The following is a 16,818-nucleotide window of genomic DNA, read 5'->3' on the forward strand; positions in this document are numbered from 1 at the left end:
GGCGACTCAGAACACCATCACCCCGTCATCCGGCGCCTCGGCGAACAATCGCTCGAGCTCGACAGGACGCCGGTCACGGGCCAGGGCCTGGTTGATATAGCCCTTGTCGGTCAGCTCGCCCGAGGCCGCGTCCGGGGCGCCGTCGAGGATCAGGGCGCGGGCCACCTTGCCGCCGCCCTTGGCTGCAGCGTTCAGCCGCTCCAGCCCCTCGCGCACCGCCGCACGCACGGCGGCCGCATCACCCAGTCGCCCGGCGGCGGTGGGGTCGATGAACAGCATCAGCCCGACCCCATCGCGCCCCTCGCCACAGACCAGGGCGTCAGACACCACGCCGCCGATCGCCGACACCGCCGCCACCCGCAGGGCCCCGGCCGCCACGAAGGTGCCGCTGGCCAGCTTGAAGTTCTCGACCAGGCGCCCGTCGAACACCAGACCCGCCGCCGGGTCTTCGGGATCGGCCAGCCGCGCGGCGTCGCCCAGGCAGTAGAAGCCCTCGTCATCAAAGGCGTCGCGGGTGGCTTCGGGCTGATCCAGATAGCCGGGCGACACCTGCGGTCCCTTGACCCGGATCTCGAACTTGTCGCCCGCTGGCACCAGTTTCACCGCCGTGCCCGGCGTCGGCAGGCCGACCATGCCCGAGCGGGCGTTGTGCCAATGGATGTTGCAGGCGGTCGGCCCCGTCTCGGTGGCGCCATAGCCGGCCGCGAAGCTGACCCGCTCGCCGATGGTGCGGACCGCCACGGCCTGGATGCGGTCGAGAATCGACTGGGCCATCGAGGCGCCGCCATATTGCAGCACCCGGACCTTCTCGAAAAACTTCGCCGCCAGGGCCGCGTCACGCTCCAGTTCGCCGACCAGCAGGCCCCAGCCGGCCGGGACCATGTTGTGATAGGTGGTGGCCACCTCGCGCAGATTGCGCAGGGTCTCGGCAAAGCGCGCAGGCGTGGGCTGGCCAGCGTCGATATACAGCGTCCCGCCCCGGTGCAGCACCATGTGCAGGATGGCGTTGGCGCCCAGGCTGTGGCTCCACGGCGCAGAATTGACCAGCACCGGCGGCTCGGGGTCGGCGTAGCAGGCCTCGATCTGGGCGGCGTTCAGCGCGATATTGGCGTGGGTGCAGATCACCGCTTTCGGCTTGCCCGTCGAGCCCGAGGTCAGCAGCAGCTTGGCGACGTCAGCGGGCTGGCAGAGCGGCGCCACGGGCGGGGCGTCCAGCAGATCGGTGAACGGGATGTGGTGGCCGGCCGGATTGAGACTGGCGATCACCGGCAACCCCGCCAGGAACGGCGCCTCCAGCGCGCCCGCGAAGGCGGTCGCGTCATCGGCATAGACCGCCGCCGGCTTCAGCCGCTCGACCGCGAAAGCCAGCCGCGAGAGGTCGGCGCCCGCCAGACCGTACTGCGGCGACACCGGTGAGATCGGCGCGCCCAGGCTCATGGCGGCATAGCCGATCAGAGCGTGGTCGATGGTGTTGCGGGCCAGGATCAGCAGCGGCTTGCCCGGACCCAGGCCCAGGGACTTCAGTCCGCCGGCCAGGGCTTCGATCTTCGTCCTGGCCTCGGCAAAGGTCACGGTCCGCCAACCCTCGCCCCCACCCCCATTGGCCCGCTCCGCCAGCCAGACCCGGTCGGGCGCTTCGACGGACCAGCGGGCCAGAGGCGCGGTCACGGTCTGGACCGCGTCGGAATAGGGCATGGGATTGCGCAGGATCAGCGCGACGCCGCGCTGTTCGAACTCAAGGGCGCGCGGCGCATAGCGGGCGTCGCGAAAGGGGGCCGTAGCGGCAGATGATCCGTCCATGGGCGCTGTTATCCCGCGCCTCATAAGGTTGTTCAATCCGTTGCGAGCGCGGCGCGGCGACGCTGCAGCCAAAGCCGCTCGGCGGGACCCGGATCCAGGGCCAAGGCGCTGTCATAGGCCTCGCGCGCCTCGGCGGGCCGATCCAGGCGCGCCAGCAGGTCGGCGCGGACGGCATGGAAGGGCGAAAACGCCGTCAGCCCAGCCGGATCCAGCCCCCCGACCTGGGCCAGGGCCGCCTCCGGACCGGCCACCTCGGCCAGGGCGACGGCCCGGTTCAGCCGCACCACCGCGTCATCGCGCCAGACCAGCAGGGCGTCATAGAGGCGCAGCACGGCGGCCCAGCGCGGCGGCTCGGCCAGGCTCTTGCGGCCGCACCAGACGGCATGGATCGCCGCCTGAAGCTGGCGAGGGCCGGGACGGTCCAGATCAGCAGCGCGGCGCAGCAGGCGTTCGGCCTCGGCGATCAGGGGCCTGCGCCACAGGGCCGGGTCCTGCTCCGACAGGGGAACCATGGCGCCGGTCTCGTCCAGTCGGGCCGGACGCCGCGCCTCGGCGTAGCGCACCATGGCCGCCAGCCCCAGGCATTCGGGCTCGTCCGGCAAGAGCTCGACCAGCACCGCCGTCAGGTCCAGCATCTCGCGGGCATAGCCGGCGTGGGGCCCCGCCCCGGCCGCGTCGCCGTGGGCCCTGGCGTAGGCGACCTCAAGGGTCGAGAGCACGGCGGAAAGCCGCTCGGGCCAGGCTTCCGGACCGGGCGCCTCGAAGGCGACGCCGGCCTGGGCGATCTTCTTCTTGGCGCGGGTCAGGCGCTGGAACAGGGCCGGCTCCGACACCAGAAAGGCCCGGGCGATCTCCTGCACGCTCAAGCCGCAGACCAGCCGCAGGGTCAGGGCGGCGCGGGCCTCGGGCGGCACGACCGGATGGCAGCAGACAAAGATCAGCTTCAGCCGCTCGTCGGGGATCAGGGCGTCGTCGGACACCAGCCTGTCTTCGGCCGAGCGCTCCGGCGTGGGCGGGTCAAGCGCCAGTCTTTCGCGAACCGTTCGCCTACGGATCATGTCCAGGGCGTAGCGCCGGGCGGTGGCGTAGAGCCAGGCGGCCGGATCGCGCGGCTCGGCCTGGGCCCACGCCGGGACGGCCCGGGCGCAGGCCTCGGCGAAGGCCTCCTCGGCCAGGTCCAGATCGCGGAAGCCCGCGGCCAGATAGGCGATGATCCGCCCGCCGCTCTCGCGCGCCACCCGGTCGAGGAGACCTGGATCGGGCATCAGCGCTTAGCAGTTCGGTCCGGTCGGCCGGACCTCGACCTTGCCGCCGGGCGACAGTGGAACCTTCCGGGCCCAGCCGACGGCCGCCTCGCGGTCGGCCACATCGACCATGTAGTAGCCGCCCAGCTGCTCATGGGTCTCGGCGAACGGGCCGTCATGGACCACGCCGTCCTTGCCTACCGTGGCGGCGCTGAAGGTCGGGGCCAGTTCCGAGCCGCTCCAGTCAATGCCCGAGGCGACAAGTTCCGCTGTGAAGGCGTGGTGTCCGGCGATGATATCCGCGAGCAGCTTTTCACCCGCCTCGCCGGCGTAGTTGGCCTCGTTCTCATAGATCAGCAGCATGTACTTCATGGCGGGTCTCCCAGCGGGCTAGCGCAACACGCGCCGCCTTCAGGGCCCAGACGCGCGAGGTCGGCGGGATTCGACAGGGGACCGGGAGAAATGTCGAGGGGCGCCGCAAAACGCGGGGGTCGCGGCTAGGGGTTGGGGCCGCTCTCGGCCTGCGGGTCGACGGCTTCCGGCTCGGCCTCCTCGACCTCGGTCTCCGGCGGGCGAGCGGCAGGCAGGATGATCTCCGGCTCGAAGGCCTCGGCCGCGACGTCCGGCTCGACCGCTTCCGGTTCTGGCTCGACCACCACCGCAGCCTCCCCCGCCGTCTTCGCCTCGGCCAGCAGCGCCTTGGCCGCCTTGACCACGGTCGCCACCGGCAGGTCGCTCATGTGGCGGATGGCTTGCGACAGGTCAGGATCCACGGCCAGGAACTGCTCGAAGGCGCGAGGCCCCCGCACGGCGCGGGTCAGCGGCCCCCAGGGGGCATAGCGGCGCTCGTCGGAGGGGCCAAACAGGCCGATGGTCGGCGTGCCGGCGGCGGCGGCGATGTGCATCAGGCCAGAATCATTGCCGATGAACAGGTCGGCGCGTTTCAGGCAGGCATAGGCGGTCAGCAGATCGACCTTGCCCGTCAGGTCCACGCAGCGGCCGCGGGCCGAGGCCATGCGCAGCTCCTCGACCATGCGGGTGTCTTCGGGGCCGCCCAGGATCAGCAGGCGGCCACCGGCCATCGGGCCGTCGGGACCCAGCAGCTGGCCGGCCGTCTGGGCGAAGCGCTCGATCGGCCAGACCTTGCCCACCCAGTTGGCGGCGGGACCCATGGCCAGCAGGGGTCCGGCGACCTCGCCCGGCTTGGTCGCCAGCATCTGGTCGGCCAGGGCCTGGACCTCAGGGGTGATGTAGAGATGCGGAGCCGGCGGCGCGCCTTCCAGCTTCAGCACCCGGGCCGCGTCGATCACCTTGTGAACGACCTCGCCGGGGATCTTCTTCCAGATCGCCCGCTTGTCGCGGCGCAGGAACAGGGCCGTGCCCGAACCGCGCAGATCGACGATCAGGCTCCACTTCGTGTGGCGCACCTGGTTCCACAGCTTGAACCAGTGGCCCTTGCCCTTGCCCTTCTCCATGACGATCACCCGGTCCAGGCCGGGCACATGGGCGAACAGCGGCGCAGCCAGGGGGCCGGCGACGATGGTGAAGCGGGCATTGGGAATTTCGTCGGCCAGCATGCGGATCAGGCCGGACGACAGCACAGCGTCGCCGATCCGCGTGGCGGTGATGAAAAGAATCGGGAAGGCCCGCTGTGTCATCGGCCCACCTATAGGGCCATCGTCGAGTCGGCGCATCCCACGATGACTGCTGAAGTTTCCGTATATCTCCCCTCTGGCGCGACACGCTGTCGCACGCCACATGTAGGGGATGACGACGCCCGCCCTCGCCCAGCTGACCTCCCGCGCCGTGATCGCCGTCAGCGGCCCCAACTGGCGATCCTTCCTGCAGGGCCTGATCACCCAGGATGTCGAGACCCTGGCGGTCGGCGAGCTGCGGCTGGGCGCCATCCTCACCCCGCAGGGCCGGCTGCTGTACGACCTGTTCATCGCCGGAACGGAAGGCGGCGCCCTGCTGGACGTGGCCGCCCAGCATCGCGAGGCCATCATCCTGCGCCTGACGATGTATCGCCTGCGGGCCAAGGTCGAGATCGCCGCCAGCGACCTGACCGTCACCGCCCTTTGGCCGGCCGACGAAACCCTGAAGGCCGATGACGGCTTCTATCGCGACCCGCGCACGCCACAGCTGGGCGCCCGCGCCTATGGCCTGGCCGCCGCCCCGACGGCGGACGAGGGCGCCTATGACGCTCACCGTCTGGCCCTGGGCGTCCCGGGTCCGGCCGACTGGCTCAGCGACAAGACCTATCCGATCGAGGCCAATTTCGACCTGCTGAACGGCATCGACTTCAAGAAGGGCTGTTTTGTCGGCCAGGAAACCACCAGCCGCATGAAGCGGCGCGGCACGATCAAGACCCGCATGCTGCCGATCACCTTCGACGGCCCGGCCCCGGCCTTCGGGTCCGAGGTGCTGACGGGCGAGCTTCGCGCCGGCGAGGTGCTGTCGGGTCGAGACGGCCGCGCCATGGCGAGCCTGCGGCTGGACCGCATCGAAGCCGGCGGCCTCACCGTGGACGGGCGACCGGTCAGCGTCGACTGGCCCGGCTGGATGCCCGCCGCCTGAGCCTGTTCACGAAAAGTTCTGGAAATCGCCGCGCCGTTGCGCCAAGCTTGACCGCATGACCGAGCTGCAACGCTGCACCACCTGGAAGGGCATGGCGGGTGATCCCGTCTATGAGGCCTATCACGACACCGAATGGGGCGTGCCCGAGTACGACTCCCGCGCCCTGTGGGAGAAGCTCGTCCTCGACGGCTTCCAGGCCGGCCTGTCGTGGATCACCATCCTGCGCAAGCGCGACGCGTTCCGGGCCGCTTTCGCCGATTTCGACCCCGAGATCGTCGCCCGCTTTGGCGAGGCCGACCGGGCGCGGCTGATGAGCGATGCCGGCATCGTCCGCTCCAACGCCAAGATCGACGCGGCGATCAGCGGGGCGCGGATCTATCTGGACATGCGTGAGCGCGGCGAGGATCTGAGCGAGATGCTCTGGGAAATGGTCGGCGGCGCCCCGGTGCAGAGCGCCTGGACCAGCCAGACCGGCACCCCGGCCCGCACGCCGCTGGGCGATGAGGTGGCCAAGGCGCTGAAGGCCAGGGGCTTCAAGTTCTGCGGGCCGGTGATCGTCTATGCGTTCATGCAGGCGACGGGGCTGGTCAACGATCACCTGACGACCTGCTACCGGCATGATGCGTGTCGGGCGATGGCGCGGCAGGGCTGAACCTTGCCGATCGCCTACCCTTTGGCGGCGCGAGCGATCACGCTCTCGAAACCGGCGGCGCAATAGGCAAACAGGCGGCGGCGCACGGCCTCCAGATCGGTGGAATGACACTCGCCGTCCGACAGCGAGTCGATCCGACCCGTCTCCGACAGGGCCAGCATCATCGAGCCGGTCAGGAACTGGTAGCACCAGTACAGATCGCCATAGTCGGCGTCCGGCCGCGCCGCCTTCAGGGTCTCGACCAGCCGATGGACCACCGGATCAAAGAACCGGGTCATGGTCTCACCGCCCCAGACCGGGGTGTTGTTGACCTGGGCGACCAGCACGAAATAGTTCTTCCAGCCCCGCCCGCCGTCCTGGGAGATCCGCAGCAGCGGCTCGATGAAGGCCTCGATCACGCCCTCCACAGTCATGGCCCCGGCATGGGTCTTCACATAGAGGTCCATCGAGGCCAGGCGCGCCTGGTTGAGGATCTCGGCCCGGCGCAGGAACACCGCGTCGAACAGCTCGCGCTTGGCCCCGAAATAATAGTGGATCAGCGCCGTATCGACCCCGGCCTCAGCCGCCACCTGCCGGGTGGTCACGCCATAGAAGCCGTGACGCGCGAACAGGCCCTCGGCCGCGTCGAGGATGGTTTCCTTCAGGTCCAGACCCTTGGCCTTGGACGGTCGACCCCGCCCGCCGGGACGGGCGCGGGGCTTGGCTGCGGTCATTCGACTCTCTTGCCTGCCTTGATTGCGCTGCCCCCGGATGGCGCATCCGGGGGAGCGTGGCAAGGCGGAAGGCCCGAGCGAGGCGTGGTCGAGCGCTGATGGGCGGTGACAGCGGACGTGCTGAACGGCAGTTGTGGGTGGGTTTCGGCCCTCGGAGCCCCTCTCTCTATGAGAGAGGGGTTCAGAACGTCCGCTTTGGGTCGAAAGCACGCTTTGCCTCCCCTCACGCAAGCGGACGCCCCGCGTCCCGCTCATCCTTAAATCTCTTGGAGGCTGCAGCGTGCTGGTCTGGAAAGGTCAGTCAAGGACGGCTTCGCCGCTGCGGAGCGGCCGCCCGGAGGGCGGTGTCGGCGGAGTGACCTTTCCAGACCAGCGATCGTCTCGCCGCGAGATTTAAGGATGGCTCCCTCTCGGCGCGAAGGTGGGCTTGCGCCCATCCAATACATCACCGTCATTCCCGCCCTTGTGGCGGGAACCCCTGGTTCAGCTGACACGTGAAGCGCAAGCGAAGTGCGCGCGCACTTTGCCCCTTCCGCACCTGCGGCGGACAGAGGGGTTCCCGCCACAAGGGCGGGAATGACGGGAGGGTATGGGGGTTGGCGGCGCCATATCCCCGTTCTTTCGGAAACAAACTTCAGCCCGATCAACGCACTACGAAATAATCGATCGCGCCAATCAGACGCGCCGAAACCTCCCGTATTCTTGTCCCACCTCGTCGCGAGGAAAGGGCGCAAGGCCAGCGACCATTGCGGCGGCGGGGGGTGATCGAGCGGGGCTGGGGTCGAGGGGGATACTCGACCGGTCCGGGGACCTGGTTGCTGGCCAGACCCGCCCGCCGTCGGCGTGGATGAGGACAGACGGGTGTGTTCATTAGTCATTCGCTTGGCTCGCCCGCCTCGACCGCCGGCTTTTTGCGGAAACGCGAAGGGCTGGCTCCCGGTAAGGCCTGAACAGGGCCACCTGACGGGACGCTGACGGATAACGATCACGCGGAGCGGACGGCTTCGTCGAAACGGTATTTTCTATTTCTCATCCGGACGTGGTCCGGACGCTCCGCGACCCTTTCCATCCCTTCAGCGGCAAACCGCGTGAAGCCGGCAAACCGCGCCGTCAGCCCAGGAACACGCGCCACATCAGGCGGCCGGGCATGAAGGTAAACAGGCCGGCGATCAGCAGGCCGCCGACGAACATGCCCGTCATGTTGCGCGCATGCTGGCGAACCTTGCCGCGCTTGATGGCGAAGATGGCCATGGGCAGGGCGATCAGGGTCCAGCCGCTGAGCAGGTGGATGAAGCTGAAATGGCCCGGGCGGATGGTCTGGATGAACAGCGAGCTGATCGCCGTCAGGGTCATGGCGGCCACCCAGGTCCAGCCCAGCCCCTTGTGCAGGCCCGTGCCCTTGACCCCGGTCAGCAGCACCGCGCCGATCAGGAAGGCGGTCACGGCGCCGGCGATGTGCAGCTGGATGACCAGCGGCGCGGCGGCCAGCAGCGACAGGTCCGGCGCATGGGGCTGAAAGCCGGCGCGCTCCAGCACCCGCAGCGGCGTGGCCAGCACGCCGGGATTGGCCGCCAGGATCGCCAGGGTGACGAGGCCCAGGGCCACAACACCGAAACGACCGCCCAGGGAGGCCCGGCGCATTGACATGTTTTGATCGGCCATCTTCATCTCCATTTCGCGACGGCGCCGCCCCATGGCGCTATCCGTTCCGTCGACACCCCGTTCCTGGAGCCGTCCCTCCCGTGCCTCAATCGCCGTTGCGTCAGTCGCCGCCCCGCTTTCGTGAACGGCTGGCGGACGCCGTTCACGCTTCGCGAACGGCGCTGACCAGTCCCGAGGCCCGACGCGGTTTTGCGGTCTCGGCCTGCGCCGGACTGTTCCTGGCCCTGATCGGCGCGTTCGGCTCGGGCCAGGCGCCGCTGCCGATGAGGCTGATCTACTGGGTGGGCCTTTGCGTGGCCGGCGCAGTGGTCGGCACCGGAGTCAGCCAGCTGGTCGGCCGCGACGGCCGGGCCGACGCCCGCCCCTGGCTGTATGGCGGCCTGATCGCCATCGGCATCACCCTGCCGTTCACCGTCGTGGTCTGGCTGGTCACCGAGCTGATGTTCCACGGCCCGCCGCGCCCGCAGGCCCTGCCCGTCTATCTGGCCCCGGTATTCATCATCACGACGGCGATGACCGGGCTGAATTTCCTGGTCCAGCGCCGGCCCGCCGAGACCCACGCCGCCCCCGTCGGCGCGGCCGCCCCGCGCTTTCTGGACCGCCTGCCGCCCCGCCTGCGCGGCGCCCGAATCCTCGCCGTCGAAGCCGAGGATCACTATCTGCGCCTGCACACCTCGAAGGGCGAGGACCTGATCCTGATGCGGCTGTCGGACGCGGTCGCCGAGCTGGAAGGCATCGAAGGCGCCCAGACCCACCGCTCCTGGTGGGTGGCGAGGGATGCGGTGGAAGACGCCCGGCGCGGCGACGGCCGGGCGACCCTGACCCTGCAGGGCGGGGTCGAGGCGCCGGTCAGCCGGGCCTATGCCAAGGCGTTGAGGGAGGCGGGATGGTTCTAGGGCTCAGCCCTTGCGCCGCGCCCGCCATGCGTCGCGGGTCTGGCCCCAGATATCGATGACATGGTCGGCGAACGGCGCCGGAAGTTGCCCACGGCCGCGATTGGATGAGCCCAGCCGCTCGGCGACCTTCTGGGAGGGCGTGTTCTCAGGGTCGATGCAGTGAATGACCTCGTCCCAGCCCAGCTGGTCGAACGCCCAGTCGATGGTCGCGGTCGCGGCCTCGACGGCATAGCCCTGGCCCCAGGCGGCGCGGGTCAGGCCCCAGCCGACCTCGGTTCCGGGCCAGTCCTCGGGCTGCCACGGGCCGATCCGGCCCAGCCACTGGCCGCTGGACTTCTCGATCACCGAAAACATGCCAAAGCCCTTCAGGCTCCAGGACCCGGCCATCGAGGCCATGCCGCGCCAGGCGCTGGAACGGGGCTGCAGGCCACCGATGAACCGCGCCGCCTCGGCGTCGGCCATCATACCGGCCCAGCCCTCCAGATCCCCCTCGGCGGTGGGACGCAGGATGAGCCGCTGGGTTTCAAGCGTGGGACCCGGTGCGACGCGCATGATGTGTCCTTCCCTGACGTCTCGTCTTCAGACGACGCAGGCCGCCAGGCCCTCGCGTCTCACGGTTCCAGACGCCGCAGTGATCTTGCGCGAGCGTTTGGCGACATATTTGCCCGGCTTGACCACCTTCCATTTCAGCGGGCTGGGCAGGATGGCGGCGAGGCGGGCGGCCTGGGCGGAGGACAGCTTGTCGGCCCCGATCCCGAAATAGCGCCGCGAGGCGGCCTCGGCCCCATAGATGCCGGGGCCGTATTCGATGGAGTTCAGATAGACCTCCATGATCCGCTTCTTGCCCCAGAAGGTCTCGATCAGCACCGTGAACCAGGCCTCCAGCCCCTTGCGGACATAGGAGCGCCCCGGCCACAGAAAGACGTTCTTGGCGGTCTGCTGGCTGATGGTGGAGCCGCCGCGGATCTTCCGGCCCTTCTCGTTATTGGCGTAGGCCTTCTGCAGGGCCTCGAAGTCGAAGCCATGATGGTCGCAGAACTTGGCGTCCTCGGCGGCGATCAGGGCGCGGGGCAGGGCCGGCGAGACCTTGTCGATCGACCGCCAGCGATGGTCCAGGCCCTTGCCCTCGACGGCGCGGATGACCATCAGCGGCGTTACCGGCGGCGGCACAAAGCGGAACACGATCACCGCCAGCACCGGCCCGGCCACCAGCACGATGAACAGCGCCAGAAAGATATTCCGCACCAGCTTCACGGATCGCCCCCGAATATCACCAAACCGACTTGTCTTGACGCTGCGGCCGGATGCTAGCGACTGACAACGTCCCTGTCGCGGGGGCATGATCGACCTGCCCAGGGAGCTTTGGCATGGATGTCCTAGACGCCGTCAACCGCCGCATGTCGGTGCGCGCCTTCAAATCGGATCCGGTGGACGCCGCCGTGCTGCGCGAGCTCCTGGAAGCCGCCGCCCGCGCGCCGTCCGGCGGCAACCTCCAGCCTTGGCGGGTTCAGGCCATCACCGGCGCGCCGCGCGCCGCCCTGCTGGAAACCATGCAGCAGCGCGTGGCCTCGCCCGACACCCCCGAATACGACGTCTATCCCGCCAACCTGTGGGAGCCCCTGCGCAGCCGGCGCTTCCAGGTGGGCGAGGACCTCTATGGCGCGCTGAACATCCCGCGCGAAGACAAGCTTGCTCGTCTCCAGTGGTTCGCCAGCAACGGCCAGGGCTTTGGCGCGCCGGTGCTGCTGTTCTTCTCGGTCGACCGCCGCTGCGGCCCACCGCAGTGGAGCGACCTGGGCATGTTCATGCAGACCCTGATGCTGCTGGCCGTCGAGCGCGGCCTGGACACCTGCGCCCAGGAGTTCTGGTCGCACTATCACCAGGTGGTCGACCAGCATGTCGGCCTGCCCGAGGGCCACATGCTGTTTTCCGGCATGGCGCTCGGCTATCGCGACGAGACCGCGCCGGTGAACAACTGGCGCTCGCGCCGCGACCCGTTCGAGGCATGGGGCGAACTGAAGGGGTTCTGAGCGCCGCCTAGCCCGCGAACTGGCGCGGACCGGTGATGTCCGGGATCGTGATCACCCCGGCCTCGCCGTCCTCGTCGCCCCAGGCGAGGCGCTGACCATCTGGAGATACCGAGAGGGCGCTGATCGCGGCTCCCTTCTCGGCCTTCAGGGTCTCGATCCGGCCGTTGCGCATGTGCGCCGCCCAGATCTTGCCGTTGTCCTGGCCGGCGAACGCGACCGGCAGGGCTTCGAGACCCGCCACCCGGACCACCATCGAATCACGCGAGAAGCCGATCTCGGCGGCTTCCTTGCCCATCGGGCCGCTGGCCCCGGCGAACGGCCAGACCACCGCGCCATTGGCGCCGGCCGTGACCAGCAGGGCGCCCTTGTCGAAGAAGGCCACGCTCTTGATCTTGGCCGGATAGCCGCCCATCCGCATGTCCTTGCCGTCCGACAGACGCCAGCCGTGCAGCTGGTTCTCCTGCATCGACGAGACCAGGAACTTGCCGTCCGGGCTGAAGGCGACGGCGATGTGGCTGCCGGCCCATTTCAGAATCTGCGGCTTCTGCTGCTCGATCCTGGCCCACCACAGCTGGGCGCCGCCATAGGCCGCCGTGGCCAGGCGTCGACCCTTGGGGTCGAAGGCCAGACCCGACACCGTCTTCTCGTGGGCGAAGACGCGGGAAAAGGCGGGATCGGCAATGTCCAGCACATGGGCCTCGCGACCGGCGGTGAAGGCGATCAGCCCCGAGGCGGGACTGGCGGCCAGATGCTCGATCCACTTGCCTTTCAACTCGGCCAGGACGGTGGCGACCACCTCGCCCCCCTCGATTCGGCTCCAGACCACGCGGCCGTCGTCGCCGCCGGTGACAAGGCCCTGCCCCGAGGGATGCACAACGGCGCTGAGCACGGCGGCGCCCATGGGCCCGCCATGGGCTTCCACGGTGACATAGCCGTCACCGGCCTCAAGCCGAACCGTGCCGTCGCCCAGGGCGAAGGCGGCGCGACCGTCGCGGTCGAAAAGGGCAGCGGTGACAAAGGCGTCGAAGGAAAAAATCATGCCCGCGCCATACCCCGACAGGGCCCTGGCGCCTAGCCGGATGGCGCCCGACGTCGCCCGGCGCCCTGACGGGGGCGAACGCCGTTCGGCCAGAAAGACTCAAAAAGGAGTTGCCATAGCGCCGCCACGTCGGGCTTTACTTCCTCGTCCGTCTGAGCCAGACGTGGCGACCTAACAATTGCGGGACCGCGAGTGACGCGGCCCTTGGGAGACAGTCAGGCTATGGCGGCTAAACTTGCTGGCGGCGGCGGCGGTCGCTACTCGCTGAATCAGAACTCCGAGATCAACGTCACGCCTTTCGTGGACATTCTTCTCGTTCTGCTCATCATCTTCATGGTCGCGGTGCCGATGGCCACCGTGGCGATCAAGGTCGACCTGCCCCCCGCGACCATTCCGCCGCCCAACGCGCCCAAGCCGAAGGAGCCGGTGTTCATCTCGATCCAGAAGTCGGGCGCGCTGTTCATCGCGGACAAGCAAACCAGCCTCGACAATCTCGAGTTCGATCTGGACGCCAAGTTCACCGCGACCGATCAGGCTGGCCCGAAGGACGACCAGCGCGTTATGATCCGCGCTGACGCCGACGTGCTGTACGCCGACTTCATGGGCGTGCTGAACCAGCTGCAGACCGCCGGCTGGTACAAGGTCGGTCTGATCAACGAAGACATCCACTAAGGATCTTCGGCGACAGCCTGAAATTCGAAGAGCCCCGGAAGCACCGCTTCCGGGGTTTTTTCTTTGCGCTCTTCCCTTCAGCAGAAAACGCGCGCCGGGCGAGCCGGCGGTCGCGTACGGCACGACGTTTGAAACCGTCCCTCCCAAGAGGCCTGGGGCGTCCCGTTTCCGGACAGGAGCGGCCCCCCGGCGGAGACCAGGGAGAGCCGAATGCTCAGCGAGTGGAACCAGGCGAAATCCGCCCCCCAAGGCGTTTCGATCGAAGGCGTGCGGATCAACCTGCCGACCCTGGCCACCGCCGCCGATGAAGCCGTCCGTCGCGCCGAGCGCGGCGAAGGCTTTACGCTCTTCACCGTCAATCTCGACCACCTGGTCAAGCTGGCCTCCAATGACGCCTTCCGGGCCGTCTATCGCCGCGCCACCTATGTTACCGCCGACGGTTGGCCTGTCGTGTGGCTGGCCGGCCGCAAGAACGCCAAGCTGGAGCGCGCCACAGGCGCCGATCTGGTCGAGCCCCTGTGCCGCGCCGCCGCTGAGCGCAATCTGGGCGTCTATTTTGTCGGTCCTGGCCCCAAGGCCCAGGTCAGCGCGCTCGAAAAGCTGACCGAGCGCTTCCAGGGTCTGAAGATCGCCGGCGCTGAAGCTCCGATGTTGCCTGCGGGCAATGGCCCGGCCATGCTGGCCGCCATGGATCTCGACGCGATGGCCCAGCGCATCAACGCTTCCGACGCCCGCATCTGCTTTGTCTCGCTGGGCGCGCCCAAGCAGGAGATCCTGGCGGACGCCTTGGCCGCCCGCTGCCCGGGCGTGGGCTTCATCTGCGTCGGCGCCGCCCTGGACTTCATCTCCGGCCAGGCGCGCCGCGCCCCGCAATGGATGCAGCGCGGCAAGCTGGAATGGTTCTGGCGCCTGGCCAACGACCCGCGCCGCCTGGCCGTGCGCTATGCGGAATGCGCCATGCTGTTCGCCGTCCTCGCCCTGGGCGTCGCGGCGGCCCAGGTCAACTCGCCCGTCACCGCCGCCGAACCGCGCGGCGTCCTGCGATGATCCCGGCGGCCGGACGACTGTCACGACGGTCGCTGCTGGCCTCGACCCTGGCGCTGGCCGCCTGCGGCAAGGGCGCTTCGGCCGATCCCGCCTCGCCGGTCCGCAACGGACCTGTGCCATTGTTGCGCGACCTGGCGCCGTTCCGGATCGGGACGGAGATCGTCTCGGACGAGTTTGGCCGCCCCGGTTTCGACGCTGCGGCCAGCAGCCAGTTCTCGCAGATCACCGCCGGCTTCGAAATGAAGATGGAGTACATCCTGCAACAGGATGGCTCCCTGCGCTTCGAGGGCGGTGATCGCATCGCCGACTTCTGCAAGGCCAACAACCAGGCCCTGCATGGCCACACCCTGATCTGGTACATCGACAAGCCAGTCGCCTTCCAGAAACTGGTCGGCGACAAGCGGGCCTTCGACAGGGCCTATGCCAGCTACATCCAGGCGGTCGCGGGTCGCTACAAGGGCCTGGCGCGCAGCTGGGACGTGGTCAACGAGCCGGTCGCCGATGACGGCGTTTCCCTGCGCGAGTCGTTCTGGACAGAGAATCTGGGGCAGGAAGGCCACTTCATCCGGGCCCACGAAGAGGCCCACGCCGCCGATCCAGACGCCCTGCTGTTCGTCAACGAGTACCATCTGGAGAGCAAGCCGCATAAGCGGCGGACCTTCCTGAAGCTGATCGAGGACATGCTGAAGCGCGGCGTGAAGATCGACGGCATCGGCAACCAGACCCACATCGATGTCGACCTGCCACCGGGCAAGATCACCGAAGCCATGCGCGATCTGGCCAGCCTGGGCCTGCCGATCCACCTGTCGGAGATCGATGTCTCGTTCCAGACCGAAGGCGTCAGCCTGAAGTCGCGGGCCGACAAGCAGGCCAGCCAGCTGCGCCTGTATCGCGAGGCGATGGAGTCTTTCGTCGCCCTGCCCGAAAAGCAGCAGTTCGCCTTCACCATCTGGGGCGTCCGCGACGCCGACTCGTGGCTGCGCAACGCCAGCTGGGTCAAGGACAAGACCGACCAGCCGCTGCTGTTCGACGACATGGGCCGCCCGAAGGAAACCTTCTGGACCCTGGTCGACGTCCTCCAGGGCCGCTGATCCCGTTTTTTTAAGACTAGGGCCTTAGCTTCGACCGCACGTTGCGCGGAGGGGTCGCCCATGAGCGGTCATCACAAGGACTATGTCGCCGGCCTGGACGGGCTGAGGGCGGCCTCGGTCAGCATGGTGATCCTGGGCCATGTCGGCCTGGGCGATCTGATCCCTGGCGGAATGGGCGTGACCATCTTCTTCTTCATCAGCGGCTTTCTGATCACCCGCCTGCTGTGGGCCGAGCGCGACGCCAACGGCGGCGTCGACCTGCTGCGCTTCTACGGCCGCCGGACCCTGCGCCTGCTGCCCGAGATGCTGGTGCTTCTGCTGGTGCTGACCTTCATCGTCGGCCCACTGCTGAACCAGCCGATGCAGCCCCTGCAGGCCCTGGCCGGCCTGACCTACTGGACCAACTATTACATCATCAGCGGGATGGGCGACTGCGCCAACTGCGCCGTGACCGGCCATCTGTGGTCGCTGGCGGTCGAGGAGCACTTCTATCTCGTCATGCCGCTGGCCCTGCTGCTGTGCGGCTTTGTTCCACGGCGCATGGCGGTGCTGTTTCTGGTGGCGATCATCGGGGCGGCCGTCTGGCGAACCTACGCCCTGACCGTACTGCACGTGCCCGAGGTCTATACCTACAAGGCCACCGAGAGCCGGATCGACTCGATTGCCTGGGGCTGCCTGGCCGCAGTCATCGACCGCGCCTGGCCCGCGGCCATGAACTTCGTGAAGCGGCGCGCCTGGCTGGTCTTCGCGACCGGTTGCGCGCTGATGCTGGCGTCCCTGGCCTATCGCGACCCGGTCTTCCGCGAGACCCTGCGCTATTCAGTCCAGGGCCTGGCCCTGGTCGGCATCATCCTGCCGCTGGTCGTCGCCCCGCAACTGGGCGGTCTAGTCAAGCTTCTGGAGATCGCGCCGCTGCGCTGGATGGGTCGGCGGTCCTATGCCGCCTATCTCTGGCACATGCTGGCCCTGACCCTGGGCGGCATGATCGTGGGCTTCACGGGAATCATCGAGAGCGCCCCCCGGATCACCCAGCTGCAGGCCCTGCCCTTCGTGGTCGCCCTGTCGTGGATCTTCGCCGAGCTCAGCTATCGCTTCGTCTTCACACCCGCCCAGAAGCTCAAGCCCTGGGTCACGCCGAAACGCGCGCCCGAGTCGAACGCCGCGCGGATCCCCCCGGACCGCGCGGCCGAGGCGGTCAGCTAGCTTCCCGAGCCTGACGTTCCGTCGGGGGCCCGAAAGCCGAGGCCAGCACGAAGGCCACCGCACACAGCGGCAGCATCAGCAGCCACACCAGAACGCTGGCGGCCAGGCCCAGACCCGTGGCCACACGACCGGTTGCATCGAGAATCTTCGTCATCTTCCCCGCTCCTCGAAGCCGGCGTTCCAATTTGGCTC

The 16,818-nt window shown here is 68.5% G+C and carries 18 protein-coding genes and 1 pseudogene; 9 read left to right on the forward strand and 10 right to left on the reverse strand.

Going from position 1 to position 16,818, the window contains the following annotated elements:
• Positions 1–6: 6 nt before the first annotated feature.
• The 4 genes from ACW176_RS03550 to ACW176_RS03565 form a co-directional block, all read right to left on the reverse strand.
• Positions 7–1,800 carry a feruloyl-CoA synthase gene (locus ACW176_RS03550; protein WP_492110911.1) on the reverse strand — a complete coding sequence of 598 codons (1,794 nt, stop codon included), beginning with the start codon at positions 1,798–1,800 and terminating at the stop codon, positions 7–9.
• 32 nt (positions 1,801–1,832) lie between these two features.
• Complete coding sequence (locus ACW176_RS03555; protein ID WP_492110912.1) at positions 1,833–3,065, reverse strand: RNA polymerase sigma factor; 1,233 nt, start codon at positions 3,063–3,065, stop codon at positions 1,833–1,835.
• 6 nt (positions 3,066–3,071) lie between these two features.
• Complete coding sequence (locus tag ACW176_RS03560) at positions 3,072–3,416, reverse strand: YciI family protein (protein WP_492110913.1); 345 nt, start codon at positions 3,414–3,416, stop codon at positions 3,072–3,074.
• Positions 3,417–3,541: 125 nt separating this feature from the next.
• A complete protein-coding gene (locus tag ACW176_RS03565; RefSeq protein WP_492110914.1) occupies positions 3,542–4,702 on the reverse strand; it encodes a glycosyltransferase family 9 protein in 1,161 nt (386 codons plus the stop codon).
• 109 nt (positions 4,703–4,811) lie between these two features.
• Between ACW176_RS03565 and ygfZ the strand changes: the two genes are divergently transcribed.
• Positions 4,812–5,621, forward strand: a complete 810-nt coding sequence (gene ygfZ, locus ACW176_RS03570) for a CAF17-like 4Fe-4S cluster assembly/insertion protein YgfZ (RefSeq protein WP_492110915.1) — start codon at positions 4,812–4,814, stop codon at positions 5,619–5,621.
• A gap of 55 nt (positions 5,622–5,676) precedes the next feature.
• Complete coding sequence (locus tag ACW176_RS03575) at positions 5,677–6,273, forward strand: DNA-3-methyladenine glycosylase I (RefSeq protein ID WP_492110916.1); 597 nt, start codon at positions 5,677–5,679, stop codon at positions 6,271–6,273.
• A 14-nt stretch (positions 6,274–6,287) separates the two neighbouring features.
• On the opposite strand, the gene ACW176_RS03580 is transcribed toward ACW176_RS03575, so the two are convergent.
• Positions 6,288–6,986 carry a TetR/AcrR family transcriptional regulator gene (locus ACW176_RS03580; protein WP_419318975.1) on the reverse strand — a complete coding sequence of 233 codons (699 nt, stop codon included), beginning with the start codon at positions 6,984–6,986 and terminating at the stop codon, positions 6,288–6,290.
• Positions 6,987–7,684: 698 nt separating this feature from the next.
• On the opposite strand from ACW176_RS03580, the pseudogene ACW176_RS03585 reads away from it, so the two are divergent.
• Positions 7,685–7,860, forward strand: a pseudogene (locus ACW176_RS03585) (hypothetical protein).
• 236 nt (positions 7,861–8,096) lie between these two features.
• On the opposite strand, the gene ACW176_RS03590 reads toward ACW176_RS03585, so the two are convergent.
• Complete coding sequence (locus tag ACW176_RS03590; RefSeq protein ID WP_492110917.1) at positions 8,097–8,648, reverse strand: DUF2306 domain-containing protein; 552 nt, start codon at positions 8,646–8,648, stop codon at positions 8,097–8,099.
• An 80-nt stretch (positions 8,649–8,728) separates the two neighbouring features.
• On the opposite strand from ACW176_RS03590, the gene ACW176_RS03595 reads away from it, so the two are divergent.
• Positions 8,729–9,544, forward strand: a complete 816-nt coding sequence (locus tag ACW176_RS03595) for a LytTR family transcriptional regulator DNA-binding domain-containing protein (protein WP_492110918.1) — start codon at positions 8,729–8,731, stop codon at positions 9,542–9,544.
• A gap of 3 nt (positions 9,545–9,547) precedes the next feature.
• Here ACW176_RS03595 and ACW176_RS03600 read toward each other — a convergent pair whose 3' ends face one another.
• Complete coding sequence (locus ACW176_RS03600) at positions 9,548–10,096, reverse strand: GNAT family N-acetyltransferase (RefSeq protein ID WP_492110919.1); 549 nt, start codon at positions 10,094–10,096, stop codon at positions 9,548–9,550.
• 27 nt (positions 10,097–10,123) lie between these two features.
• Complete coding sequence (mtgA, locus tag ACW176_RS03605; protein WP_419321502.1) at positions 10,124–10,813, reverse strand: monofunctional biosynthetic peptidoglycan transglycosylase; 690 nt, start codon at positions 10,811–10,813, stop codon at positions 10,124–10,126.
• A 98-nt stretch (positions 10,814–10,911) separates the two neighbouring features.
• Between mtgA and ACW176_RS03610 the strand changes: the two genes are divergently transcribed.
• A complete protein-coding gene (locus ACW176_RS03610; protein WP_419318981.1) occupies positions 10,912–11,574 on the forward strand; it encodes a nitroreductase in 663 nt (220 codons plus the stop codon).
• Positions 11,575–11,581: 7 nt separating this feature from the next.
• Here ACW176_RS03610 and ACW176_RS03615 read toward each other — a convergent pair whose 3' ends face one another.
• The gene (locus tag ACW176_RS03615) at positions 11,582–12,613 is read right to left on the reverse strand and encodes a WD40 repeat domain-containing protein (protein ID WP_492110920.1); all 1,032 of its coding nucleotides are present in this window, start codon (positions 12,611–12,613) and stop codon (positions 11,582–11,584) included.
• A gap of 222 nt (positions 12,614–12,835) precedes the next feature.
• Between ACW176_RS03615 and ACW176_RS03620 the strand changes: the two genes are divergently transcribed.
• From ACW176_RS03620 to ACW176_RS03635, 4 genes are all read left to right on the forward strand, one after another.
• Positions 12,836–13,285, forward strand: a complete 450-nt coding sequence (locus tag ACW176_RS03620) for a biopolymer transporter ExbD (protein WP_492110921.1) — start codon at positions 12,836–12,838, stop codon at positions 13,283–13,285.
• Positions 13,286–13,495: 210 nt separating this feature from the next.
• Positions 13,496–14,332, forward strand: a complete 837-nt coding sequence (locus ACW176_RS03625; protein WP_492110922.1) for a WecB/TagA/CpsF family glycosyltransferase — start codon at positions 13,496–13,498, stop codon at positions 14,330–14,332.
• Complete coding sequence (locus ACW176_RS03630; protein ID WP_492110923.1) at positions 14,329–15,423, forward strand: endo-1,4-beta-xylanase; 1,095 nt, start codon at positions 14,329–14,331, stop codon at positions 15,421–15,423. The genes ACW176_RS03625 and ACW176_RS03630 overlap by 4 nt, the downstream gene beginning before the upstream one ends.
• Before the next feature lie 60 nt (positions 15,424–15,483).
• Complete coding sequence (locus ACW176_RS03635; protein ID WP_492110924.1) at positions 15,484–16,626, forward strand: acyltransferase family protein; 1,143 nt, start codon at positions 15,484–15,486, stop codon at positions 16,624–16,626.
• Here ACW176_RS03635 and ACW176_RS03640 read toward each other — a convergent pair.
• Positions 16,619–16,780, reverse strand: coding sequence for a hypothetical protein (locus tag ACW176_RS03640; protein WP_492110925.1), 162 nt, complete (start codon positions 16,778–16,780; stop codon positions 16,619–16,621). The two genes, ACW176_RS03635 and ACW176_RS03640, sit on opposite strands and share 8 nt — an antisense overlap.
• Positions 16,781–16,818 lie beyond the last annotated feature (38 nt).

Source organism: Caulobacter sp. FV1ye13L (genome assembly GCF_058681155.1).